The 22,592-nt window shown below is 70.7% G+C and carries 20 protein-coding genes and 1 pseudogene; 8 read left to right on the forward strand and 13 right to left on the reverse strand.

Annotated features, from left to right (window positions below):
• Positions 1–8: 8 nt before the first annotated feature.
• Both AOZ49_RS10445 and AOZ49_RS10450 read right to left on the reverse strand, forming a co-directional pair.
• A pseudogene (locus tag AOZ49_RS10445) lies at positions 9–910 on the reverse strand (MBL fold metallo-hydrolase).
• Between the two features lie 94 nt (positions 911–1,004).
• The gene (locus AOZ49_RS10450) at positions 1,005–1,934 is read right to left on the reverse strand and encodes a LysR family transcriptional regulator (RefSeq protein WP_231689831.1); all 930 of its coding nucleotides are present in this window, start codon (positions 1,932–1,934) and stop codon (positions 1,005–1,007) included.
• 139 nt (positions 1,935–2,073) lie between these two features.
• On the opposite strand from AOZ49_RS10450, the gene AOZ49_RS10455 reads away from it, so the two are divergent.
• The 4 genes from AOZ49_RS10455 to AOZ49_RS10470 are packed head-to-tail and all read left to right on the forward strand — an operon-like array spanning position 2,074 to position 6,476.
• Positions 2,074–3,657, forward strand: coding sequence for an ATP-dependent acyl-CoA ligase (locus AOZ49_RS10455; protein ID WP_054475125.1), 1,584 nt, complete (start codon positions 2,074–2,076; stop codon positions 3,655–3,657).
• A gap of 31 nt (positions 3,658–3,688) precedes the next feature.
• Positions 3,689–5,002, forward strand: coding sequence for an MFS transporter (locus AOZ49_RS10460; protein WP_054430523.1), 1,314 nt, complete (start codon positions 3,689–3,691; stop codon positions 5,000–5,002).
• Positions 4,999–6,141, forward strand: coding sequence for a thiolase family protein (locus tag AOZ49_RS10465; protein WP_054475128.1), 1,143 nt, complete (start codon positions 4,999–5,001; stop codon positions 6,139–6,141). Before AOZ49_RS10460 ends, AOZ49_RS10465 begins: the two co-directional genes overlap by 4 nt.
• Complete coding sequence (locus AOZ49_RS10470; RefSeq protein ID WP_054430521.1) at positions 6,138–6,476, forward strand: zinc ribbon domain-containing protein; 339 nt, start codon at positions 6,138–6,140, stop codon at positions 6,474–6,476. The genes AOZ49_RS10465 and AOZ49_RS10470 overlap by 4 nt, the downstream gene beginning before the upstream one ends.
• 38 nt (positions 6,477–6,514) lie before the next feature.
• On the opposite strand, the gene AOZ49_RS10475 is transcribed toward AOZ49_RS10470, so the two are convergent.
• Positions 6,515–7,339 carry a TlpA family protein disulfide reductase gene (locus AOZ49_RS10475; RefSeq protein ID WP_054475130.1) on the reverse strand — a complete coding sequence of 275 codons (825 nt, stop codon included), beginning with the start codon at positions 7,337–7,339 and terminating at the stop codon, positions 6,515–6,517.
• Positions 7,340–7,481: 142 nt separating this feature from the next.
• Here AOZ49_RS10475 and AOZ49_RS10480 point away from each other — a divergent pair, with 142 nt between their 5' ends.
• From AOZ49_RS10480 to AOZ49_RS10495, 4 genes are all read left to right on the forward strand, one after another.
• The gene (locus AOZ49_RS10480; RefSeq protein WP_054430519.1) at positions 7,482–8,555 is read left to right on the forward strand and encodes an NAD(P)H-dependent flavin oxidoreductase; all 1,074 of its coding nucleotides are present in this window, start codon (positions 7,482–7,484) and stop codon (positions 8,553–8,555) included.
• Positions 8,556–8,790: 235 nt separating this feature from the next.
• Positions 8,791–9,582, forward strand: a complete 792-nt coding sequence (locus AOZ49_RS10485; RefSeq protein WP_049073911.1) for an amino acid ABC transporter substrate-binding protein — start codon at positions 8,791–8,793, stop codon at positions 9,580–9,582.
• Positions 9,583–9,698: 116 nt separating this feature from the next.
• Positions 9,699–10,352, forward strand: a complete 654-nt coding sequence (locus AOZ49_RS10490) for an amino acid ABC transporter permease (RefSeq protein WP_054475133.1) — start codon at positions 9,699–9,701, stop codon at positions 10,350–10,352.
• 25 nt (positions 10,353–10,377) lie between these two features.
• Complete coding sequence (locus AOZ49_RS10495) at positions 10,378–11,130, forward strand: amino acid ABC transporter ATP-binding protein (protein ID WP_054475136.1); 753 nt, start codon at positions 10,378–10,380, stop codon at positions 11,128–11,130.
• 26 nt (positions 11,131–11,156) lie between these two features.
• On the opposite strand, the gene AOZ49_RS10500 is transcribed toward AOZ49_RS10495, so the two are convergent.
• The 10 genes from AOZ49_RS10500 to AOZ49_RS10545 form a co-directional block, all read right to left on the reverse strand.
• Positions 11,157–11,981, reverse strand: a complete 825-nt coding sequence (locus AOZ49_RS10500) for an ABC transporter ATP-binding protein (protein WP_054475138.1) — start codon at positions 11,979–11,981, stop codon at positions 11,157–11,159.
• Positions 11,960–13,018, reverse strand: coding sequence for a FecCD family ABC transporter permease (locus AOZ49_RS10505; protein WP_082380389.1), 1,059 nt, complete (start codon positions 13,016–13,018; stop codon positions 11,960–11,962). Before AOZ49_RS10505 ends, AOZ49_RS10500 begins: the two co-directional genes overlap by 22 nt.
• Positions 13,015–14,046, reverse strand: coding sequence for a FecCD family ABC transporter permease (locus AOZ49_RS10510; RefSeq protein WP_054475140.1), 1,032 nt, complete (start codon positions 14,044–14,046; stop codon positions 13,015–13,017). Before AOZ49_RS10510 ends, AOZ49_RS10505 begins: the two co-directional genes overlap by 4 nt.
• Entirely contained in the window at positions 14,046–15,140 is a 1,095-nt protein-coding gene (locus AOZ49_RS10515) for an iron-siderophore ABC transporter substrate-binding protein (protein ID WP_054475142.1), read from the reverse strand. Before AOZ49_RS10515 ends, AOZ49_RS10510 begins: the two co-directional genes overlap by 1 nt.
• Positions 15,141–15,183: 43 nt before the next feature.
• On the reverse strand, positions 15,184–17,403 hold the full coding sequence (locus tag AOZ49_RS10520; RefSeq protein ID WP_054475144.1) for a TonB-dependent alcaligin siderophore receptor FauA: 2,220 nt from the start codon (positions 17,401–17,403) through the stop codon (positions 15,184–15,186).
• A 104-nt stretch (positions 17,404–17,507) separates the two neighbouring features.
• Positions 17,508–18,737: a multidrug effflux MFS transporter gene (locus AOZ49_RS10525; RefSeq protein ID WP_054430514.1), complete on the reverse strand. Its 1,230-nt coding sequence runs from the start codon at positions 18,735–18,737 to the stop codon at positions 17,508–17,510.
• Positions 18,738–18,867: 130 nt separating this feature from the next.
• Entirely contained in the window at positions 18,868–19,836 is a 969-nt protein-coding gene (locus tag AOZ49_RS10530; protein ID WP_369815789.1) for a helix-turn-helix transcriptional regulator, read from the reverse strand.
• A 154-nt stretch (positions 19,837–19,990) separates the two neighbouring features.
• Positions 19,991–21,157, reverse strand: coding sequence for an aromatic ring-hydroxylating oxygenase subunit alpha (locus tag AOZ49_RS10535; RefSeq protein ID WP_054430512.1), 1,167 nt, complete (start codon positions 21,155–21,157; stop codon positions 19,991–19,993).
• A gap of 41 nt (positions 21,158–21,198) precedes the next feature.
• Positions 21,199–21,990 (reverse strand): siderophore ferric iron reductase, encoded by a 792-nt coding sequence (locus AOZ49_RS10540; protein ID WP_054475146.1) that lies wholly within the window; start codon positions 21,988–21,990, stop codon positions 21,199–21,201.
• Positions 21,945–22,592, reverse strand: a 648-nt coding sequence (locus AOZ49_RS10545) for an IucA/IucC family C-terminal-domain containing protein (RefSeq protein WP_304439433.1), incomplete at its 5' end; no start/stop codon positions are given. The genes AOZ49_RS10545 and AOZ49_RS10540, both read right to left, overlap by 46 nt.

Here is a 22,592-nt window from a genome sequence, read left to right on the forward strand (position 1 = left end):
GCTGGAGATCAGCGCCAAGGTCGCCAAGGGTGAAATGAAGTGGTGATGCGGCGGTAGCCGCCGCGCGCAAGCATCACGGCCGGTCCCGCCGGACAACGCGTTCGGCGGGCGCGCATGGCCTGGATCAGCGCGGCGCTGTCCGGGGCCCGGGCGGCCTCGGTCTCGAAGGCGCGCAGGTAGCCCTGGGTGTAATGCACCGATTCCAGGGTCAGCGGCGCGCCCGGCGCGTAGTGGCCGGGCACCACCGTGGCCGGCTTCAGGGCGTCGATGCGGGCGAGCGTGGCCAGCCAGTCGGCGCGCGATTGCGGCGACTGGGTGTCGGCGGTCCACACGTGCAGGTTGCCGAACACCACCACGCCGCCGACCACGGCCTTGCGCGAGGGGATCCAGACAAAGGTGCGGTCGGGCTGCGGGCCGTCCAGGCCGGTGATCTTCAGGGCCTGGCCTTCGAGCGTCAGCGTGTCGCCTTGCAGCACTTGCGGCACGACGGCCTTGCGCGGCGCGTCGGCGCCCAGCCTGGGTCCCCAGAACGCCAGCTTGGCGTCGACCGTCTCCTGGATGTGGCGCACGGTGGGCGCGGTGGCCGCGACCTTGGCGTCGGGGAACGCCGCCAGGATGGTATCCAGGCCGAAGTAGAAATCGGGATCGCCGTGGCTGATGTAGATGGTGGTCAAGCGCTTGCCGCTGGCGCGCACCAGCGCCACGAGCTGTTCGGCCTGGGACTTGCCGAACTGCGCGTCGACCAGGATGGCGTCGCGTTCGCCGCTGACCAGCACCGAGGCGACCTGGAAGATGGCGTCGTTGCCGGGGTTGTAGGGGTGAGGGTCAGCTCGGCGGACAGGGCCGGCGTGGCGGCCAGCGCCAGGGCGAGGGCGGGAATCAGGCGGCGCAGGGCGGGCAGGGTGGGCATGGCGGTTTCCTGGAAAGAGGGAGTGACGGCAGTCTAGTTGCGTCATCCGGCCAGATAAACCCGATCCCGTGCGTGAGTCTGTTGCTTGCTTCGATCAAATCAAGGCGCCCGCCGCCGTGCCGCCCGCATCGCGGTCCGCCAGGGTGTCCACCACCAGCGTGCGCAGCCAGCGCGTGCCGGGGTCGCTCTCGAAGCGCGGATGCCAGTGCACCGTGACGCTCAGGGGCGGCAGCGTCAGCGGCAGCGGCCGGATCTCGAAGGCGTTGTCGCGGTTGAACCAGACCGCCGCGCGGTGCGGCAGGGTGACGGTCAGGTCGGTGCGCCGCACGATCTCGGCGGCGGCCGAGAAATGCGGCAGCGTCAGGTAGGGCTGGCGGTGCAGGCCGGCCTCGCCGAGCACGTCGTCCAGCAGCCGGTGGGCGCTGGCGCGCGAGGCCACCAGGATATGGTCGAGCCGCTTGAACTGGCCGCGCGTCAATCCCGCGGACAGCACCGGATGGCCGCGCCGGCCCATGCAGGCATAGCGCTCGCTGAACAGGTCGGCGTGGCGCGTGTGGCGGCCCAGGCCGGCCAGGTTGCCGATCGCCAGGTCGATGTCGCCGTCCTTGAGCGCCTGCGCCAGCTGTTCCAGCGGCACCTCCACCACCTCGACCTGCAGGCGCGGCGCCAGCGCGTGCACGCGTTCCATCACGCTGGGCAGGAACACCATCTCGCCGATATCCGACATCGACAGCCGGAACCGCCGCGTGCTGCTGGCCGGCTCGAAGTGCTGCCGCAGGCTGACCGCCTCGGCAAAGCTGTTCATGCCGCGCTCGATCGGGCCGGCCAGCGCGAAGGCCACCGGCGTCGGCCGCATGCCGGAGGGCGTGCGCACGAACAGCGGGTCGTCGAATTTTTCGCGCAGCCGGGCCAGGGCATAGCTGACCGCGGGCTGCGTCAGCTGCAGCCGCTGCGCCGCGCGGGTGACGCTGCGTTCATGCAGCACGGTCAGGAAAACCCGCATGAGATTCAAGTCGAAGTCCACGCCCGCCCTTGTTATCAGTCTGGTTTATGCAATGAATAATACCCATAAATTTGACACATAAATAGTTGATTCCTAGACTAATTTTCACGAGCCGTGGCAGTGACCAGGCGGCCGCCGACAACAAGGGGAAGAGCACGTCATGCATGCATTGACTTTGCCGTCGCTGTTGCGCGACCAGGCCGCACGCCAGGGGACGCGGCCGTGGATCCAGGCGCCGGGCGGCGCGCTGCGTTACGCCGAGGCGCCCGAGCACGCGGCCCGCTGGGCGGCGCTGCTGGCCCAGGCTGGCGTGGCCCGCGGCGACCGCGTCGGCCTGATGGCGGGCAACCGCATCGAGTTCATGTCGCTGGTGCTGGGCTGCGGCTGGCTGGGCGCGGTGGTGGTGCCGATCAACACCGCGTCGCGCGGCATGCAGCTGCAGCACATCCTGGCCAACAGCGGTTGCGTGCTGCTGGTGGCGGATCGGGCCTCCTGTCCCGCGCTGGCCGGCCTCGACGCCGCCGGCCTGGCCCTGCGCCAGATCTGGCTGCTGGACGATGGCGCAGACGGCACGGCCGCCGCCACGTCCGGCCTGCCGGCCCCCGCCGCCGCGCTGCCGGCCTTGCCGGACGCGCTCGCGCCCGAGGCCGACCTCGGCCCCGGCGATACGCTGGCGATTCTCTACACCTCCGGCACCTCGGGTCTGTCCAAGGGCGTGTGCTGCCCGCATGCGCAGTTTCACTGGTGGGGCGTCATCGCGGCCCGCAACCTGGAGATCGGCGCCGACGACGTGCTCTACACCAGCCTGCCGCTGTTCCATACCAACGCGCTGAACGCCTGCTTCCAGGCGCTGGCGACCGGCGCCTCGATCGTCTGCGACGAGCGCTTTTCGGTCAGCCGCTATTTCGAGCGGCTGGCGGCCACCGGCGCCACCGTGACCTATCTGCTGGGCGCGATGGTGCCGATGCTGCTGGCGCGCGAAACGTCGGCGGCCGAGCGCGGCCATCGCACCCGCATCGCGCTGGCGCCGGGCGTGCCCGAACGTTTCCATGGCGTGTTCACCGAGCGCACCGGCATCGCGCTGCTGGAAGGCTATGGCTCCACCGAAACCAACTTCGCGCTCGGCGGCACGCTGGCCGAGCAGCGCCCCGGCAGCATGGGCCGCGCCGCGCCCGAATTCGATGCCATCGTCGCCGACGCCGATGACGCGCCGCTGCCGGACGGCGAGGCCGGCGAGCTGCTGCTGCGGGCGCGGCCGCCGTTCGCCATCGCCACCGGCTACTTCGGCATGGCCGACAAGACGGTCGAGGCCTGGCGCAACCTGTGGTTCCACACCGGCGACCGCGTGGTGCGCGACGCCGACGGCTACTTCCGCTTCCTGGACCGCATGAAGGACGCGATCCGCCGGCGCGGCGAGAACATCTCGTCGTACGAGGTCGAGCAGGTGCTGCTGGCACATCCGTCGGTGGCGGTGGCGGCGGTCTACGCCGTGCGCTCGGAGCTGGCCGAGGACGAGGTCATGGCGGCGCTGGTCTGCAAGCCGGGCTGCGCGCTCACGCCCGAGGCCCTGCTGGACTTCTGTCAGCCGCGCATGCCGTATTTCGCCGTGCCGCGCTACCTGCGCGTGCTGGATGACCTGCCGCGCACCGAGAACGGCAAGGTCCGCAAGTTCCGGTTGCGCGATGAGGGCGTGACGGGTGACACCTGGGATCGCGACGCCGCCGGCTACCGCGTGGCGCGCTGAATCCCGTCCATATAAAACAAGGGGCAAGAACATGACGTTGGCATACCAGGGCGCGGCGCAGAGCGCCGAGGAGCAGGCCCGCAGGAAGCGCACGCGGCGGGTGGTGATGGCGTCCGTCGCCGGCAACGCGATGGAGTGGTACGACTTTTTCATCTACGGCACGGCGGCGGCGCTGGTGTTCGGCGAGCTGTTCTTTCCCAAGGGCACCGATCCGCTGCTGGGCACCATGGGCGCCTTCGCCGGCTTTGCCGTGGGCTTCCTGGCGCGGCCGCTGGGCGGCGTGATCTTCGGCCACATCGGCGACCGCTACGGCCGCAAGCTGGCGCTGGAATGGACGCTGGGCATCATGGGCGCGGCCACCTTCCTGATCGGGCTGCTGCCGACCTACGAGCAGATCGGCATCTGGGCGCCGGTGGCGATGGTGGTGCTGCGCATCCTGCAGGGCGCGGCGGCCGGCGGCGAATGGGGCGGCGGCGTGCTGCTCATCAGCGAGGCGGTGGGCGGCAAGCGCCGCGGCTATTTCTCGTCGTTCAGCCAGTTGGGCGTGGCGGGCGGCTTCGTGCTGTCGTCGGGCGTCTTCATGCTGGCGCAGCAATTGCCGCAGGAGACCTTCATGAGCTGGGGCTGGCGCCTGCCGTTCCTCTTGAGCGTGCTGATCTTCGGCATCGGCCTGTACATCCGCAAGCACATCCCGGAAAGCGACGAGTTCGTGCAGGCCAAGAAGACCGCCAAGCGCGGAATGCCGGCGGTGGAAGTGTTCCGCCGCTATCCGCGCCAGGTGTTCACGGCCATGGGGCTGCGGGTGGCGGAGAACGGCGGCTCGTACATCTTCCTGGCGTTCGCGCTGGCCTACGGCAAGTTCCTGGGCATTCCCAATGACGTGATGCTGGGCGGGGTGCTGGCGTCGATGTTCATCGAGCTGGGCACGCTGGTGTGGTTCGGCCACCTGTCGGACCGGATCGGCCGGCGGGCCGTCTACCTGATCGGCTCGGCCGGGTTGATGCTGGCGGCGTTTCCGTTCTTCTGGCTGGTGCAGACCAAGGAGCCGGTGTGGATCTTCCTGGCGTTCTTCCTGGGCAATACGGTCTGCCACGCGGCCATGATCGGCACCCAGCCGGCGTATTTCGCCGAACTGTTCCCGGCCGAGGTGCGCTACACCGGCCTGGCGCTGGGCCACGAGCTGGCCTCGGTGTTCGCCGGCGGCCTGTCGCCGCTGATCGCCATGGCGCTGCTGCGCAAGTATGAATCGGCCACGCCGGTGGCGTGGTTCCTGGTGGGGATGGCCGCCATCACGGTCATCACCTTGCTGCTGACGCGCGAGCCGCCGCGGCAGGAATCGGCATGAGCGGCGGTCCCGGCATCGTTGGCGTGGGCGAGACGCCCGCGCTGCGCCATCCCGAGCCCGGCTGCGACACGGCCACCCTGATCGCGCGGGCGGTGCGGTTGGCGCTGGACGACGCCGGGTTGCGGCCCGCGGACGTCGACGGCCTGGGGCTGGCCTCGTTCACGCTGCGCCCCGATCGCGCCATCGACATGGCGTGGCGGCTGGGGCTGACGCTGGACTGGTGCATGCAGGACGAGATGGGCGGCGCCAGCGCCATCAACCTGCTGCGCCACGCCTGGCTGGCGCTGCGGGCCGGGCAGGCGCGCACCATCGTGCTGGTGGCGGGAGACCATTTCGCCGGCGCCGATTTCGCCGCGCTGGTGGGGCGCTACAACCGCAGCGCGCAGGATTACCTGAGCCCGCTGGGCTGCGTCGGGCCGAATCCGCTGTTTGCCATGCTGACGCAGCGGCAGATGGCGCGGACCGGCCTGCGGCGCGAGGACTATGGCGCGCTGTGCGTGGCGCAGCGCGCCTGGGCCGGCGCCAATCCCAACGCCGCCTACCGCCAGCCGCTGACGCTGGCGCAATACCTGGAGGCGCCAATGGTGGCCGAGCCGCTGGGCCGGCTCGATTGCGTGCCGGTGGTCAGCGGCGCCTGCGCGCTGGTGCTGCAGGCGCGGCCGCAAGGCGTGCACGTCACGCTGCGGGCCAGCGGCGCGCGCTACAACGCCGACCAGCAGGAGGGCGACGGCCTGGTGACCGGCATCGCCGGGTTCGCGCCCGCGCTGTGGGCCGAGGCCGGCCTCGGACCGCAAGACATGGACGTGGTCGGCGTGTACGACGATTACCCGGCGATGGCGGTGGCGCAACTGTGCGACCTGGGCCTGGCGCCGGCGGACGACCTGGCGGGCTTCATCGCGCGCCGCATCGCCACGCGCGAACTGCCCGTCAATACCGCGGGCGGGCAACTGTCGGCGGGGCAGGCGGGCACGGCGGGCGGCATGCACGGACTGGCGGAAGTGGCGCGCCAGTTGCTGGGCCGGGCCGGCGCGCGCCAGGTGGCGAGGGCCCGCCACGGCGTGGCGACCGGCTACGGCATGGTGCAGTTGCGCTACGGCATGTGCGCCAACGCGGCGGTGCTGGCCAGGGAGGACACATGAGTTTCAACGTGATGGAATGCGCGCAGTGCGGGCACCGGGTCTATCCGGCGCGGCTCTGGTGTCCGGCCTGCGGCCATGACCGGGCCGTCGAGGTGGCGTTGGAGGAGGCCGAGCTGCTGGCTTGGACCCGGGTGCCCGGCAAGGCGGGCGACGGCGACAGCGTCTTCGCCACCGTCAATGCGCTGCCGCGCGGGCCGTTGCTGGTGGTGCGCCTGCCCGGGGCGCCGCAGGCGGCGGGACAGCGCCTGCGATTGTTCGCGCGAGCGGCGCAAGGGGCGGCGTTGCCCTGGGCGCAAGCGCTGCCCGGCGACGACGCGGCCAACGGCGAGGCTTGAGCGCAGCGGCCGCGGCTGGCGCGCACCGGCCTGGCCCTTCAGCGCTGCGCGCCGTCCGCCCGGATCGATTCCAGCCGCTGCGCCAGCGTGGCGCTGGACAGTTCGCCGACCCGCACGTCCATCAACCGGCCCTGGGCATCCAGGAACAGGGTCGCGGGCAAGCCGCGGTTGCTCATCTGGCGCGAGGCGTCGCCGGCCGGATCGAGCAGGGCATTGGCGAGCGAGGGCGCGTGCTCGTCCAGGTATTGGCGGACGGTGGCCGCCGCTTCGCCCTGGTTGAGAAAGACGAAATGGATGTCGGGGTTGGCCGCCTGCGCCTGCTCGAATGCCGGCATCTCGCGGCGGCACGGCGGGCACCAGCTGGCCCACAGGTTCACCACCATCGGCTTGCCGTGGAAGGCGTCCAGGGTGGCGGGCGCGCCATCCAGCTGTTGCAGCGACAGGGCCGCCAGCTGTGGCTGCGGCTGCGCCGATGGCGCCAGCAGACGGCCGCCGCCGAGCCAGACCGCCGCGCCCAGCGCCATCGCGACCAGCACGGCGCGGCGCGGGGCGCGGTCGCGCAGCACGGCATAGGCGCCATACAGCAGCGCCGCGGCCAGTCCGGCCAGGCCGGTCCAGCCGCCGTCGCGCAGGTCCAGGATCCTGAGCGGATTCTGCAGGAAGTGATCGCGGTATTGCCAGATGAAGGCCAGCCGGGCCGCCAGCAGGGCCAGCAGCAGGCAACGCCACAAGACGCGGCTGGCGTCCTCGGCGCGCGCGCCGGCCAGCAGTCGGCCGGCGATCAGGCCGATGACGACGGCGGCGGCCAGCAGCGCGAGCTCGATCGGAAACACCAGGGGGCCAAGACGGAGGGCGGGGCTCATGCGGCGCGCTCCCGGCGCGCGGCCGGGGCGGGGCGGCCGTTACTGCGAAATTCCATGGCGTGATGCGAGTAGGGGGAAGGCCCAAGCCTAGCATGCGGCTGCGATATGCTCGGGTCTCCCTCATTGCCGTCGTGTGCCCGAGATGAAATCGTTGCCTTCTCTGTTGCCCCTGATCCAAGCGCCGATGGTCGGCTCCTTCAGTCCGCTGGCGATCGCCGCCTGCCGCGCCGGCGCCCTCGGGTCGCTGGCCTGTGCCGCGCTGGGCCCGGACGCGCTGCGCGAACAGATCGCCGCGATCCGCGCCGAAACCGATGCGCCCTTCAACCTGAATTTCTTCAGCCACACGCCGCCCGCGCCGGACGAGGCGGCCCAGGCCCGCTGGCGCGAGACGCTGGCGCCGTACTACCGCGAGGCCGGGCTGGACCTGTCGGCCGCCGGCAGCGGCCCGGGCCGCGCGCCGTTCGACGACGCCATGTGCCAGGTGGTCGAGGAACTGCGGCCGGCGGTGGTCAGCTTCCATTTCGGGTTGCCCGACGACGCGCTGCTGGAGCGGGTGCGCCGCGCCGGCGCCATGGTGCTGTCGTCCGCCACCACGGTCGAGGAGGCGCGCTGGCTCGACGCCCGCGGCGTGGATGCCATCATCGCCCAGGGCGTGGAGGCCGGCGGCCATCGCGGCATGTTCCTGACCGATGACATTGGCGCCCAGCCAGGCCTGTACGCCTTGTTGCCGCAGGTGGTGGACGCGGTGGGCGTGCCGGTGATCGCGGCCGGCGGCATTGCCGACGGGCGCGGGATCGCCGCGGCCTTCGCGCTGGGCGCGGCGGCGGCGCAACTGGGCACCGCCTATCTGCTGACGCCGCAGGCCGGCCGCTCGGCCATTCACCGACAGGCGGTGCGGGCGGCGCGCGACGACGCCACGCGCCTGACCAATCTGTACACGGGCCGCCCGGCGCGCGGCCTGCTGACGCGCTTCATGCGCGAACAGGGGCCGATGAGCCCGGCGGCGCCGGCGTTTCCGCTGGCGACCGGGGCGGTCGACCCGCTGCGGGCGGCGGTGGAAAAGACCGGCAGCGGCGACTTTTCGCTGCTGTGGTCGGGCGAGGCCGCCGCGCTGGCGCGCGAGACCGACGCCGAGGCGCTGACCCGCCAGCTGTGGGACGACGCGCTCGACTGCGCCGCCGGCCTGCGCGCGGGCATGGCGGCGCGGGCCGGCTAGGCCCTCACGGCCTCTGTCCGGGTTGGCCGAGGTCCTGGCGAGCCGCGCCAAGGGCGTTGACGCCGTTGGGGAAAGCCAGCCCGGCCCCCGGCTGGATCTGGTCCGGCGCTATCGCTTGGCCCTATATATGGCCGAGATGAAACACATATTTCCAGGGACGCTAAAATAACCGGCTCGCGGCTTCCGTCGAGCCCTCCGGCCTTCTTCATTCCTGCGCCTCGCGCCCTCGATAAATATGAAAAAACTGACTGCTGTTCTTCTCGTGTCCGCCACCACGATGCTGACCGCTTGCGGCCCGTCCGACAACGCGCCGGCCGCCAGCGCGCAGGCCCCGGCCGCCGCCCGCAAGGTCGTCGTCGGCCTGGATGACAACTTCCCGCCGATGGGTTTCCGCGACGCCAACAACCAGATCGTCGGTTTCGACGTCGACATGGCCAAGGAAGCCAGCAAGCGCCTGGGCCTGGAAGTCGAATTCAAGCCGATCGACTGGAGCGCCAAGGAAGCCGAGCTGAACGGCAAGCGCGTCGACGTGCTCTGGAACGGCCTGACCATCACCGAAGAGCGCAAGAAGAACATCAGCTTCACGGCCCCCTACATGGCCAACCACCAGATCATCATCGTCGGCAACGCCTCGCCGGTGAAGGCCAAGGCCGATCTGGCCGGCAAGGTGGTCGGCGCCCAGGACGGCAGCAGCGCCACCGACGCCATCGCCAAGGACCCGGTCGCCGGCAGCATCAAGGAAGTCAAGAAGTTCGGCGACAACGTCACCGCGCTGATGGACCTGGCCGCCGGCCGCCTCGACGCCATCGTGGTCGACGAAGTGGTGGGCCGCTACCTGATCAGCAAGCGCGCTGGTGAATACCGCGTGCTGGACGACAACTTCGGCACCGAAGACTACGGCGTCGGCGTGCGCAAGGACGACACCGAACTGCTGGCCAAGCTCGACAAGACCCTGGACTCGATGAAGCAGGACGGCACCGCCGGCCGCATCGCCACCCAGTGGTTCGGCGCCAACATCGTCAAGTAAGCTCCCGGGAAACGCCCGGACCGCGGCGCGGTCCGGGCGTTTTTCAGTCCGGCGCTTTTCCGCGCCGGCACGCCCGCTCCTGATTCCTCCCGTCGGCAAGACGCTCACCCATCCGCATGGACTACGTACTCTCCCTCCTGGGACCCCTGGCGCAAGGCGCGAAAGTGACCTTGACGCTGTTCTTCATCACGCTGGCGCTGGCCGTGCCGCTGGGCCTGGTGCTGGCGCTGCTGCGGATCTCCAAATGGGGCTTCGTCAGCCAGCTGGTCAATGGCTACATCTGGCTGATGCGCGGCACGCCGCTGATGCTGCAGATGCTGTTCATCTACTTCGCGCTGCCGTTCGTGCCGGTGGTGGGGGTGCGCCTGCCCGACTTTCCGGCGGCGGTGGTGGCGTTCGCGCTGAACTACGCGGCGTATTTCGCCGAGATCTTCCGCGCCGGCATCCAGTCGGTGGACCGCGGCCAGTACGAGGGCAGCAGGGTGCTGGGCATGACCTACCTGCAGACGCTGCGCCGCATCGTGCTGCCGCAGATGGTGCAGCGGGTGCTGCCGCCCATGAGCAACGAGACCATCACGCTGGTCAAGGACACCTCCCTGATCTACGTGCTGGCGCTCAACGACATCCTGCGCACCGCGCGCGGCATCGTGCAGCGCGACTTCACCACCACGCCGTTCCTGGTCGCGGCGGCCTTCTATCTCATCATGACGCTGGTGTTGACGTGGTTCTTCCAGCGTATGGAAAAGCGCTATGCCAAATACGACCAGTAATCCGTCCGCCGGCGGTCGCGGCGCCATGATCTCGGCGCGCGGCATCGTCAAGTCGTTCGGCACCAACCGCGTGCTGGACCAGGTCTCGCTGGAGCTGGGCAAGGGCGAGGTGGTGGCGGTGATCGGGCCGTCGGGCTCGGGCAAGAGCACCTTCCTGCGCTGCCTGAACCACCTGGAAACCATCGACGACGGCACCATCGAGATCGAGGGCGAAGCCCTGGCCACGGCGGTGCCGGGCGGCCAGAGCCGCTACGCCAGCGATGGCGACGTGCGCCGCATCTGCCGCAAGATGGGCATGGTGTTCCAGTCGTTCAACCTGTTCCCGCACATGACCGTGCTGCAGAACATCATCGAAGCGCCCATGATCGTCAAGGGCATGCCGCGCGCCGCCATCGTGCCCAAGGCCGAGGAACTGCTGCGCAAGGTCGGCCTGCTGAACAAGCGCGACAACTATCCCACGCGCCTGTCCGGCGGCCAGAAGCAGCGCGTGGCCATCGCCCGCGCGCTGGCGATGGAACCCGACATCATGCTGTTCGACGAGCCGACCTCGGCGCTCGACCCCGAGCTGACCGGCGAAGTGCTGCGCACCATGCGCCAGCTGGCCGACGAGCACATGACCATGCTGGTCGTGACCCACGAAATGGGTTTCGCCCGCGAAGTGGCGCACCGCGTCATCTTCATGGACGAGGGCCGCATCGTCGAAGAGGCGCCGTCTGCCGACTTCTTCCGCGCCCCGCAGCACCCGCGCAGCCGCGAGTTCCTGGCACACATGCTGTAACCAGGGGCAAGGCGGCGGCTTGCCGCTCAGCCCTGGCCGCCGCGCCGGGGCACGACCATCGGGCTGCCGGTCTCCGGATCCGGCAGCACCCGGCATTCCAGATCGAACACCTGCCGCATGGCGTCCTCCGTGACCACCTGCCGCACCTCGCCCTGCGCGGCGATGCGGCCGGACCGCATCATGACGACGCGGTCGGCGTAGCGGAACGCCAGGTTCAGGTCGTGCAGCACCACCACCAGCGTGCGGCCGGCCCGCTGCAGGCGCGCGCACAGCTCCAGCAGGTCGATCTGGTGGCGGATGTCCAGAAACGTGGTGGGCTCGTCCAGCAACATGATGCCCGCGTCCTGCGCCAGCACCAGCGCCAGCCAGGCGCGTTGGCGCTGGCCGCCGGACAGTGTGTGCACCGGGTGGTCGGCCAGGTCCGCCAGGTCGGTGTCGGCCAGCGCCGCCTCGACCGCCAGGGCGTCGGCCGGCGACCACTGCCGCAACAGCGTCTGGTGCGGATAGCGGCCGCGCGCCACCAGGTCGCGCACCGTGATCATTTCCGGCGCCACCGGGTTCTGCGGCAGATAGGCCAGGCGCCGGGCCACCGCCTTGCGCCGCAGGCCGGCCAGGCTGGCGCCGTCCAGGAACGCCTGGCCCTGGCTTGGCGCCAGCGCGCCGCCGAGCACGCGCAGCAGCGTCGACTTGCCGCAGCCATTGGGGCCGACCACCGCCGTGAACGCGCCCGGCGCGACCGCCAGCGACAGGTCGCGCAGCACGGCCGTGTCGCCATAGGACAGGCTGACCTGCCGCAGTTGCAGGGCCGACGGGGCGTCGGCCGGATCGTTCAGGTGGAGGTCTTGCGCCATTCGAGTACCAGCAGAAATGCGAGATAGACACCGCCGATGCCGGCGGTCAGGACGCCCACGGGCAGGCCGTTGGGGCCGGCCAGGCGGGTCAACAGGTCGGCGCCGGCCAGCAGCACCGCGCCGGTCAGGGCCGCCAGCAGGGGTTGCGGACCGCTGGCCGGCACGCAGCGCCGCGCGATCTGCGGCGCCGCCAGCGCGACGAAGGCCACCGGGCCGGCCACCGTGACCGCCGCCGCGGCCGCCAGCACCGCCACCAGCGTGGCGGCCAGCCGGCTGCGCGACGGCGTGGCGCCGAGGGCCTGGGCCAGATCGTCGCCCATCTCCAGCAGCCGCAGGCGAGCGCACAGCGCCAGCCCGAGCGGCAGCAACAGGGCGCCGGCCGCCCCGATCAGGGCGACGTCGGTCCAGGTCTTGCCGGCCAGGCTGCCATTGAGCCAGGCCGCGGCCAGGTAGGCCTGTTCGCGCCGCAGATTGGACAGGCCGTATTGCACGAAGGCGAAGGCGATCGCGCCCACGGCGATGCCGGCGATGACCATGCGCTGGGGCGCGGCGAAGCCGGCGCCGGAGCCGAACCAGACGCCGGCCGTGGCCAGCAGCGCGCCCGCCGCCGCGCCCCATGCCACCGGCATCAGCCCGGGCCAGACCATGGCCACGGCCACCGCGCCCGCGGACGCGCCGGCCGTCAGGCCGATGACGTCGGGACTGCCCAGGGGGTTGCGGGTGAGGCTCTGGAACAGCGCGCCGGACAGGCCCAGCGCGGCGCCGGCGCCCAGCGCCGAGAGGGCGCGCGGCAGGCGCACGGTATGCACCAGCCATTGCTCCACGGCGCCGCCGGCGCCTTGCAGCGCCAGCCACAGCGCGCTCCAGGACAACCCGGGATCGCCGGCCCGCAGCGTCGTGGCGAGCACGACGCCGGCCAGCGCCAGCAGCAGCGCCGCATAGGCCAGCGCGCGCGGCGCGACGGGCCAGGCGAGCCAGTTGCCGGCGCGCAGCAGGCGCGGCGGTTGCGCGATCAGGCGCGGCGTTCCGCGGGTCATGCCAGGCTCCGCGGCCGGCTGCGCAGCGCCGCCAACAGGAAGGGCGCGCCGATGAACGCCACGACCACGCCCGTCAGCAGTTCGGCGGGCGCGCGCAGCAGCCGCGCCAGGATGTCCGCGATCAGCATCAGCAGCGGCCCGAGCACCACGCAGTAGGCCAGCAGCCAGCGCAGGTCCGGTCCGGCCACGCGGCGGGCCATGTGCGGCACCGCCAGGCCCACGAAGGCGATCGGGCCGGCGGCGGCGGTGGCGGCCGCCGCCAGTATCGCCACGCACAGCAGGCCCAGCAGGCGGCACAGGCCGGCCCGCAGCCCGAGCGCCTGCGCCAGCGCGTGGCCCAGCGCCAGCAGATTGAGCGGCCGCGCCAGCGCGGCGGCCAGCAGCAGGCCGGCGCCGATGTAGGGCGCCGCGCGCAATGCGGCGTCAAGCGACTGGCCGGCCAGCGAACCGACGGCCCAGAAACGGTAGGCGTCGAAGATGTCGTCGCGCAGCAGCGCCACCGCCTGCACATAGGCGAAGAGGACGGCATTGACCGCGGCGCCGGCCAGGATCAGCCGCACCGGTTGCAGTCCGCGGCCGCCGGCGCCGATCAGATATACCGCCGCGGCGGCGCCCAACGCCCCGGGCAGCGCCGCCCAGAAGGGATGCGCGGGCAGGCCGCCCAGCAGCAGCGCCGCGGTCACGATGGAAGCGGCCGCCCCGGCGTTCACGCCCAGCAGCCCGGGTTCGGCCAGCGGGTTGCGGGTCAGCGCCTGGATCAAGGCGCCGGCGACCGCCAGGGCGGCGCCGGTCAGCAGGGCCAGCAGGGTCCGGGGGATGCGCGAGGCGACCACCAGCGCGGCGTGGCTGTCGTCGGGCTGGAGCAGCACGCGCCAGACCGTGGCGGCCGACAGGCCGCGCGAGCCGAGCCACAGGCTGGCCAGCGCGGCGGCCGCCAGCAGCATACAGGCGCCCAGCAACAGCGGCGCCCGCAGGCGCGGCATCGCGTCGTCGGGCCGGGTGTCGGCCGGGGCTTGGCGCGGCGGCATCAGCGGCCCGCCTGGGCGCGCCGCGCCGCCTCGGCCAGTTGCGGCGCCAGCCGGTCGAGCATCCAGGCCACCGCGAGCGGCGTGCCCGATGACGACGCCATGACCAGCGCCGGATCGCTCAGCGCCACGTAGCTGCCCCGGCGCACGGCGGGGATGGACGCATACAGGGGCAGGGCCGCGGTGCGGTCGCGCTCCTCGGGCGTATAGAACCAGGACACCAGGATATCGGCGTCGCCCAGCGCGTCGGCATGTTCGAAGCCCAGGTAGTGGGCGAAATGTCCGGCGCTGGCATGCAGGCCGCGCACCGAGGGCGCCAGCGTCAGGCCCATGGCCGTGAGCGTGTCGACGCGCGGGTCGCCGGCCACGTAGGCGGCGAAATTGCCCGAGCCCAGGTCGGCGCGCACGTAGGCGAAGGTCTTGCCGGAGAGTTCCGGGTGGCGGCGCGCCGCCTGCGCCAGCGCGTCGTGGATGCCGGCCTTGAGCGCGGCGGCCGCGTCGCGCTTGCCCAGGGCCGCGGCCATCAGGTCGACCTGGGTCTGCACCGGGGTCAGGAACGGCTGTTCGGGATACGCCACCACCGGCACCAGCCGCGACAGCTGGGCGTAGGCCTCGGGACTGACGCCGGAGAAGGGCGCCAGCACCACGTCCGGACGCAGGGCGATGATCTTTTCGATGTCCAGTTCGGGGTAGACGGTGATGCGCTCGGGCAGCGGCTGGCCGCGGGCTTCGATGGCGGCGCGCACCCAGGGCCAGTAGTGGTCGGGATCGCCGCCCCAGTCGGCCCGGCCCACGCCCACCGGCACCACGCCCAGCGCCAGCGCCAGGTCGTCGGCGCCCAGGCCGAGGGTGACGACGCGCCGGGGCGGCGCGGCGATCACCGCCTCGCCCAGGGCGCTGCGCAGCGTGACGGGAAATCCCGGCGCCGTGGCCGTCGGCCCCGGCTGGCCTGCCGGGGCGGCGTTGGAAGCGGGTTCGGCCGCGACCGGCGCTGGCGCGCGCTCGCAGGCGGCAAGGGGCATGACCAGGGCCAGCGCCGCCGCGCCAGTCAGGACGTGGCGGCGCAGGCGTGCCGCGATAGCCAGATTCAAACGCATTGTGTTGCGGTACTCCCGGGCATCTTGCCGCCTGTTCGTCCGGTCAATATTGCGCGCGCACCGTCAGCATGACGTTGCGCGGCGCGCCGTACCAGCCCTGGCTGAAGAAGCCGATCTGGTCGTAGTACTTGCGGTCGAAGACGTTGTTCAGGTTGAGGGTGGCCGAGACCTGCTTGCTGAAATCGAAGCGGGCCATCAGGTTGACCAGCGCGTAGCTGCTCTGCTCGACATCCACGTTGCCGCGCGGGCTGGGCGCGGACTGGTACATGCGGCTCTGCCAGTCGACGCCGCCGCCCACGGTCAGGCGGTGCAGGTCGCCCGGCAGGCGGTAGGTGGTGTAGACCTTGAACAGGCTGCGCGGATGGCTGGTGTTGATCGGCTTGCCGTCGGCGTCCTTGGCGGTGAAATGGGTATAGCTGGCGCCGATGTTCCAGCCCGGGCTCAGCTGGCCGCTGGTCTCCAGCTCGAAGCCTTCGACCTTGGCGCCGGTGGCGGCGCGGTAGGCCTGGGTGCCCGGCATGCCGCTGACCGACTCGCCGGGAATGGCCTGCGCCAGGTTGTTCTGGCGGGTCTGGTAGAGCGAGGCGGACGCGTTCAGCAGGCCTTCCAGGTAGGCCGCCTTCAGGCCGACCTCGTAGCTCTTGCCGTCGATCGGCGGCAGGATCGAGCCGTTGGGCGTGCGGGCGTTCTGCGGCTGGAAGATCTCGGTATAGCTGGCGTAGGCCGTGTAGGTGCTGTTGATGTCGTACAGCAGGCCGGCGTAGGGCGTGAACTGGTCGTTGATCTTGTAGGCGCGGTTGCTGCCGAAGTAGGTCTGGTTGGTTTCCCAGTTGCTCCAGCGGCCGCCGACGATCAGGTGCAGGGGGTCGGCCAGCGAGAAGCGGCCGACCGCGTAGGCGCCGGTCTGCTTGACGCGCAGGTCGTCGGCGGGCGTCTTGGTGCCGGACCAGGTGGGCTCGGCGATATGGTCCTGGCGCCAGTCGAGGAAGCTGCCGATTGCCGGCTTGGCGCCCGTCATCAGGTACTGGCCGATGTTGCTGTGGTCGTTCACGCTCATCCAGCCCAGCGCCAGCTCGTGCTTGCGGCCCAGCAGCTGGAACGGACCCGACACCGTCAGGTGGATGTCGTCGCGCGAGCGGTCGCCGTCGTAGTTGTTGAACGAGCTGGTCATGCCGGCGCCGGTCACCTTGTTGGGGTAGCCGCCGCGGTACAGCTGCTTCATGCGGTAGTCGCCGTCGGTGTGGCTGTAGGCTGCGCGCACCTTCCAGTCGTTGGCGAAGCGGTGCGTCAGGTCGACGAAAGTGGTGGTGGACTCGGTGTCGATGCGGGCCCAGCGGGTGTTGTTGGCCACCGAGCGGTTGAAGTCAGTGCGCGAGCCATCGCTGTAGAACAGCGGGAAGCCGCTGCCGAAGCCGTTGCTCTGGTTGCGGAAGTATTCGACGCTGGCGGTCAGCACGGTATCCGGCGTCAGGTCGGCGCTGACCACGCCGTAGAAGGTGCGCTTGCGCGAGTCCAGGAAGGTCACGTAGTCGTCCCCCTGGTTATAGGCCGCGACGAAACGCGAACGGATGCGGCCGTCCGGCGTGATCGGCACCGACAGGTCCAGGTCGCCGCCGACGTAGTCCCAGCTGCCGGCGCTGGCGCTGCCGGACAGGGCGAATTCGCGCAGCGGCTTCTTGCGGATGAAGTTGACCGCCGCCGAGGGGTTGCCCGAGCCGGTCATCAGGCCGGTGGCGCCGCGCACGATCTCGACCCGGTCGTAGATGGCCGCGTCGATGTCGGTGGCGCCGTAGTTCCATTGGCTCAGGATGGGCGAATTCAGGCCGTCGAACTGGAAGTTGTCGATGGAGAAGCCGCGCGACGAGAACGACAGCCGGTTGCTGTCGCTACGGGTCACCGAGATGCCCGGCGCGCTGGCCAGGATCGAACCGGTGTCGCGCAGGCCCTGGTCCTCGATCTGCTGGCGCGTGACCACGCTGACCGACTGCGGCGTCTCGCGCGGCGAGAGCGTCAGGCCGGTGGCCGTGTTCATGGCATCGGTGGTGTAGGAATGGGTGCCTTCGGTGGTGCCCGGGATGCCGGCGCCGCTGACGGTGACGGCGGGCAGTTGCGCCACGTCGCCGGACGAACCGGCGGAAGCCGCGGTCTGGGCGCCGGCTTGCTGATGGGCGAGTGCGGAGCAGAGCAGGGCTGTCTGGATCGCGTGGACAAGGGGACGCACCCGGCGCGGCTGCGCGGCGGGCGAAGGCGGAACGGACAGCATGAGGACAAGCTCCAGCGGTAAGGTTTGGTAATGAGAATTATTGATTTTTACCGTTGGGTTGATGTATGCGCCGCGATGGGATGCGTATGACAAATGCCGCCGGGCTATCCTGCCTTGGCCGGCGCCTCCGCCAGCGGCGCGGCGCAGCGGTGCAGCCAGGCCCAGCCGGCCGCGCTGGCCGCCACGAAAACCAGCATGGCCGCCGCCAGCCGCAACGGCTGGCCATAGACCAGCGGCACGCCCCAGCCGCTGGCCACGGAAAACGTCAGCATCTGCATGAAGCCCAGCACCGAGGCGGCGGTGCCCGACAGGTCCGGCACATGCCCCAGGATGCGCAGGGTCATGGCCGGCACCCCCATGGCCAGTCCGCAGGTGAACAGCCCGGGCAGCAGCACCGCCCAGGGCAGGCGCGGCGGCTCGGCCGCGGCCATGTACAGCACGTAGGCCAGGCAGCTGCCGCCCATCAGCACGAAAGCCAGCAGCGTGATGCGGCCATCCGACCAGCGGCCGGCCTTGCGGGCCGCCACCAGGGCGCCCGCCATGGCGCCGACCACCAGCGGCACGAACAGATAGGCGAAGTCGGTCTCCGGCAGGCCCAGCACATTGCTGATGAAGTCGGGCGCGGCGCCGATCAGGAAGCCCTGGGCGGCGAACAGCAGGCTGAACGCCAGGCCCAGCGCGGTGTAGCGCCGGTTGCCGAGCACGCGGGCGTAGTTGGCGGCCAGCGTGCGCCAGGCCAGCGGCTGGCGGCGTTCGGGCGGCAGGGTCTCGGGCAGGCGCCGCGCGCACAGCAGCCAGGCGGCGCCGGCCAGCGCGGTCAGCAGCAGGAAGACGGCGCGCCAGCCCTGGTGCGCCGCCAGGTAGCCGCCGAGGATGGGCGCCAGCGCCGGCGACAGGTTGAACACCAGGATCAGGTAGGACATGGCGCGGCGCGCCACCGCGCCGTCGTAGCAGTCGCGGATGATGGCCTGGCCGACCACGATGCCGGCGCCCGCCGACAGGCCCTGCACGGCGCGCCCGGCCAGCAGCCAGCCGAAGCCGGGCGCCAGCGCCGCCATCAGCGAGCCGCAGACGTACACCGCCAGCGCCGCCAGCACGATGCGCCGCCGGCCGAGCGAGTCCGACAGCGTGCCGTGCAGCAGCAGCATCGACGCATAACAAGCCATGTAGACGCCCAGCGTCAGCTGCACGGTTTCCTGCGGCACGTCGAATTCCCGGCCCAGCGCCCCGAAGGCGGGCAGGTAGGCGTCGATGGTGGCGGGCGCGACACAGGACAGCAGTCCCAGCATCAGCACCATGACGGGAAACGAGGGCAGGGGTTGGGGGCGTGACACGGGAGCATCCAGGGCGGGCGCTTCCCGGGAGGGGAAGCTCTGCCGCATGGTCGCCCGTCACCGCGGATTGCAGGAATGGGCAATGCCGTAAGACCAATGGGCGCCGCCGGAAGCCGTCCACGGCCGGCGCTCAGTTCAGTTCGCTGGGGGCGATGCCGTAGCGTTCGCGGAACGCGGTGGCGAAGTTGGTGGCGTGGCGGTAGCCGACGAAGTGGGCCGCCTGCTGCACGCTGCAGCCCTGGGCCAACTGCTCGCGGGCCACTTCGAGCCGGCGTTCGCGCAGCCAGCTGAAGACCGAGCGCTGGTAGGTGGCCTGGAACTTGGCGCGCAGCGTGCTGGGGCTCATGCAGGCCAGCCGCGCCAGGTCGTCCAGCGTGTGCTCTTCGCCGGGCGCGCTGTGCAGCCGCTCGCGCACCCGTTCCAGCAGCTGGCGGTCGCGTTCCGACACGGCGTTCTCGGCCGGCGCGCGCTGCTCCAGCGTGGCCAGCGCATGGGCCAGCAGTTGGGTGCCGACGCCTTCGCGCAGCATGTTCTGCAGCGGTCCGTCCCAGCCGCAGTCCAGCAGATGCTCGATGGCCTGCAGCAGATGGCCCTGCACCTGCCAGCGGCGCAGCCGCAGTGACGGCGAGCGCAGCGCCTTCCAGATCATCTCGCTGGTCTGGTCGTCGCCGGCGCCGTCGGGATCGGACAGCGACAGGTTGACGCTGCGCAGGCGCTGCCCGGCGGCATGGGTGCCGGTCATGGCGACGGTGTCGCCGTACAGCGCGCTGACGCCGCTGTGCGCCGCCAGGCGGACGTCGTCATGGCGATCGATGCGGGTCTGGGCGTGGCCCTGCAGCATGACGATGGCCGAAAAGCGCGGCGACATCATCGAGGTGGCTTCGTAGTGCTGGTGCACGCGCACGTCGGACAGCACCAGCGTCAGGCCGGGCCGGATGGCATAGGTGTCGACCCGGCCTTCGGCGATGCACAGGGTTTCCGGGTCCGCGCGGACCGCGCCCGAGAGCTGCGGCAGGCGGTAGCGGAAACCGCTCTGGCTGCCCATGCGGTTGAAGTCGGCGACGGTGAATTGGGCGGGGGAGGCAGATGGGTTCAAGATCGTCACTCGCGTTACGGGATGAGCCCTTTGGCGGGGCGAAAAGCCTCGCCAAATGTGAGAATGAGAATAGCATATGTTCTCATTGTTGCGGTTTTTTGCCGTAGTGTTCCGGCACCGCTATCTGCCCGGGCCTTTGCCTCCCGCCACCAACGCCTCAGGGCGCCGCGCAATCTCCCAGTTCGTCGCCCATGACGTCGCGGTACCACTCGTGGAAATGCTGCATCCCGTCCTCCATTGGCGACTGGTAGGGGCCGCTTTCCGAGGTGCCGCGGCGCAGCAGCGCCAGCCGGCCGGCATCCATGCGCTCGCCGATCTCGTCGTCCTCGATGGCGGTTTCCATGTAGGCCGCGCGCTGGGCCTCGACGAATTCACGCTCGAACAGCGCGATTTCCTCGGGGTAGTAGAACTCGGCGATGTTGATGGTCTCCTGCGGGCTCTTGGGGTACAGGGTCGACAGCACCAGCACGTGCGGATAGAGCTCGATCATGTGGGTCGGGAAATAGGTCACCCAGATCGCGCCATAATCGGGCGCCGAGCCGCCGCGGTAGCGCATCAGCGTATCGTGCCAGTCGCGGTAGACGTCGGAGCCGGGCTTCTCCAGCGAGTCGTGCACGCCCACCCGCTGCAGGCTGTGCTGCCGGCCGAACTCCCAGCTCAGGTCGTCGCAGGTGACGAACCGGCCCAGGCCCGGGTGGAACGGCCCGACGTGATAGTCCTCCAGGTAGACCTCGATGAAGGTCTTCCAGTTGTAGTTGCACTGGTGTACCTCGACGTGGTCCAGCACATAGTCGGAGAAATCGAACTCGGGGCGGGCGAACAGGTGGCCCAGGTCGTCCCGCGGGTCGCGCGGGCCCTCGAACAGCAGGCCGTGGCAGTTCTTGAGCGGGAAGCGCGGCAGGTTCAGGCACGGCGTGCTGGGAAACTGCGGCGCGCCCAGTATCTGGCCCTGGTTGTCGTAGGTCCAGCGATGCAGCGGGCAGACGATGTTGCCGCCGCTGGCCGACAGGTTGCCGGCGGGATTGCCCGGGCCGGTCACCGCGCCGGTCTCGCCGCCCAGGATCAGCGCCTGCCGGTGGCGGCAGACGTTCGACACCAGTTCCACCCCGCGCGCATTGCGCACCAGCACGCGGCCGCCTTCCTCGTGCGGCAGGCGGCGCCAGTCGCCCGGCTCGGGCACGCCTTTCTCGTGGCCCACGTACAGGGCCGATTGCTTGAATATCCGTTCCTGTTCGCGCGCGAACAGGGCTTCGTCGAAATAGGCCCGAACGTGCAGCGGGCTCAGGGCCTGCTGCACATGCTCGAGGCGGCCAATGTCCGTCATATCCGACTCCTTGTGCCGTCCCGCAAGGCCCCGGGCCGCTGTCAGGCGGGCATGGCGCTCTCGGCGTCGATCCGGGCAATGCGTTCGGCAAGATCCAGTTTGGGGCAGGTGCTGCAATAGTCGCCATCGCGCCTGCGGAAGTAGTGACAGCAGACCTGCCGGTCAACGGCGATGACCGGCTGCGCCGCGCGCTGCCAGGTCAGGTAGCCGCTGCGGCCCTGCAGGCCCAGCAGGTCCATCCATTCGATGGCCTGGCGCCGCGCCCAGTCATTGGCCTCGGCGCCATCGTCGTGGCGCGCGGCCAGCAGGGCATACAGCACGCAGTCGGCCTGCATGCTCTCGGCGGCGCGCGGGCTGACCCGCAGCACCTGGGTCAGCTCGCGGTAGAAGGTGGCGCAGATGTTGCGCAGCTGCGCGGCGGCGGCCTGCATGCGTTGGCGCAGGCAGGCGCGCAGGGGGTCGTGGCGGTCCAGCGTGTAGCCGATGATGAAGCCGTCGTCCGGCACCGGCTGGGTCATGCTCGAGAGGTCGGGCACGATCGCGCTGCGATGCGCGGCGATCACGCTCAGGTAGACGGGCTGCCAGATGAGCAGCCCCCAGCAGCGCAGTGCCAGATAGTGCGGCCCCGCTTCCGGATAGCGCTGCCCCCAGACATCGCGCAATTGCGCGATGGCCTGGGCGTTGTCGGCGCCCGGGCGGATGCCCGGGCCGGCCGCCGGCGCGACCTGGCCCGACAGCCCGGGCACCAGGCGGCCGGTCAGGTCCAGCAGATCGTCCAGGTCGCGGTTCACGCAAGCGCCCGCGCGGTGTCGGCCTGGCCCTGGCCCAGCCATTGCGGCCGGTAGGGGGCGATCGGGTTGGCCAGGTTGGGCGCCATCTGGAAGCTGCCGATGGGGTCGGCCAGGTTGACCATCTGCAGATTGTTGGCCAATTGCAGGCGGTTCAGGCACGAATGGATCATCTCGGGGGCGAACAGGTCGTACTGGCGGTACTTCTCCAGCCGTTCCGGATGCGCCTCCTGGTAGGCGGTGATGCGGCCGGCCACCAGTTTCCAGAAGGCGTCCTCGGCCATCACGCCGCTGTCGGCCAGCACCTGCGCCAGATGGCGGAAGTAGCCTTCGAACACGTCGACGAAGATGGTCAGCAGCTTGTATTCCTCGGGCACGTCGGCGGCCAGGCGGCGGGCGTTCTCGGGCAGCGCGGCGTGCGGATTGAGGATCGACGATTCCTCGGCGATGTCCTTCATGAAGGCGCGCACCGGCACATGGTCCTCGATCACCAGGATGACGTTCTCGCCGTGCGGCATGAACACCAGGTCGTGGGCGTAGAAGCAATGCACCAGCGGCGTGAGATAGGCGTCGACGTAGCGCTCCAGCCACGCGGCGGCGTCCAGGCCCGAGGCGCGGATCAGTTCCGGCAGCAGCGCGCCGCCTTG

Origin of the sequence: Achromobacter sp. 2789STDY5608615, from assembly GCF_001298995.1 — a bacterium.
Taxonomy (GTDB): domain Bacteria; phylum Pseudomonadota; class Gammaproteobacteria; order Burkholderiales; family Burkholderiaceae_B; genus Achromobacter; species Achromobacter insuavis.

Excerpts from the sequence above, each read along its gene's own strand:
- AOZ49_RS10455 (WP_054475125.1), top strand. The coding sequence starts at position 2,074 with ATGCATGCATTGACTTTGCCGTCGCTGTTGCGCGACCAGGCCGCACGC.
- AOZ49_RS10460 (WP_054430523.1), top strand. The coding sequence starts at position 3,689 with ATGACGTTGGCATACCAGGGCGCGGCGCAGAGCGCCGAGGAGCAGGCC.
- AOZ49_RS10465 (WP_054475128.1), top strand. The coding sequence starts at position 4,999 with ATGAGCGGCGGTCCCGGCATCGTTGGCGTGGGCGAGACGCCCGCGCTG.
- AOZ49_RS10470 (WP_054430521.1), top strand. The coding sequence starts at position 6,138 with ATGAGTTTCAACGTGATGGAATGCGCGCAGTGCGGGCACCGGGTCTAT.
- AOZ49_RS10475 (WP_054475130.1), bottom strand. The coding sequence starts at position 7,339 with ATGAGCCCCGCCCTCCGTCTTGGCCCCCTGGTGTTTCCGATCGAGCTC.
- AOZ49_RS10480 (WP_054430519.1), top strand. The coding sequence starts at position 7,482 with ATGAAATCGTTGCCTTCTCTGTTGCCCCTGATCCAAGCGCCGATGGTC.
- AOZ49_RS10485 (WP_049073911.1), top strand. The coding sequence starts at position 8,791 with ATGAAAAAACTGACTGCTGTTCTTCTCGTGTCCGCCACCACGATGCTG.
- AOZ49_RS10490 (WP_054475133.1), top strand. The coding sequence starts at position 9,699 with ATGGACTACGTACTCTCCCTCCTGGGACCCCTGGCGCAAGGCGCGAAA.
- AOZ49_RS10495 (WP_054475136.1), top strand. The coding sequence starts at position 10,378 with ATGATCTCGGCGCGCGGCATCGTCAAGTCGTTCGGCACCAACCGCGTG.
- AOZ49_RS10500 (WP_054475138.1), bottom strand. The coding sequence starts at position 11,981 with ATGGCGCAAGACCTCCACCTGAACGATCCGGCCGACGCCCCGTCGGCC.
- AOZ49_RS10505 (WP_082380389.1), bottom strand. The coding sequence starts at position 13,018 with ATGACCCGCGGAACGCCGCGCCTGATCGCGCAACCGCCGCGCCTGCTG.
- AOZ49_RS10510 (WP_054475140.1), bottom strand. The coding sequence starts at position 14,046 with ATGCCGCCGCGCCAAGCCCCGGCCGACACCCGGCCCGACGACGCGATG.
- AOZ49_RS10515 (WP_054475142.1), bottom strand. The coding sequence starts at position 15,140 with ATGCGTTTGAATCTGGCTATCGCGGCACGCCTGCGCCGCCACGTCCTG.
- AOZ49_RS10520 (WP_054475144.1), bottom strand. The coding sequence starts at position 17,403 with ATGCTGTCCGTTCCGCCTTCGCCCGCCGCGCAGCCGCGCCGGGTGCGT.
- AOZ49_RS10535 (WP_054430512.1), bottom strand. The coding sequence starts at position 21,157 with ATGACGGACATTGGCCGCCTCGAGCATGTGCAGCAGGCCCTGAGCCCG.
- AOZ49_RS10540 (WP_054475146.1), bottom strand. The coding sequence starts at position 21,990 with ATGGCTGGGCCAGGGCCAGGCCGACACCGCGCGGGCGCTTGCGTGAAC.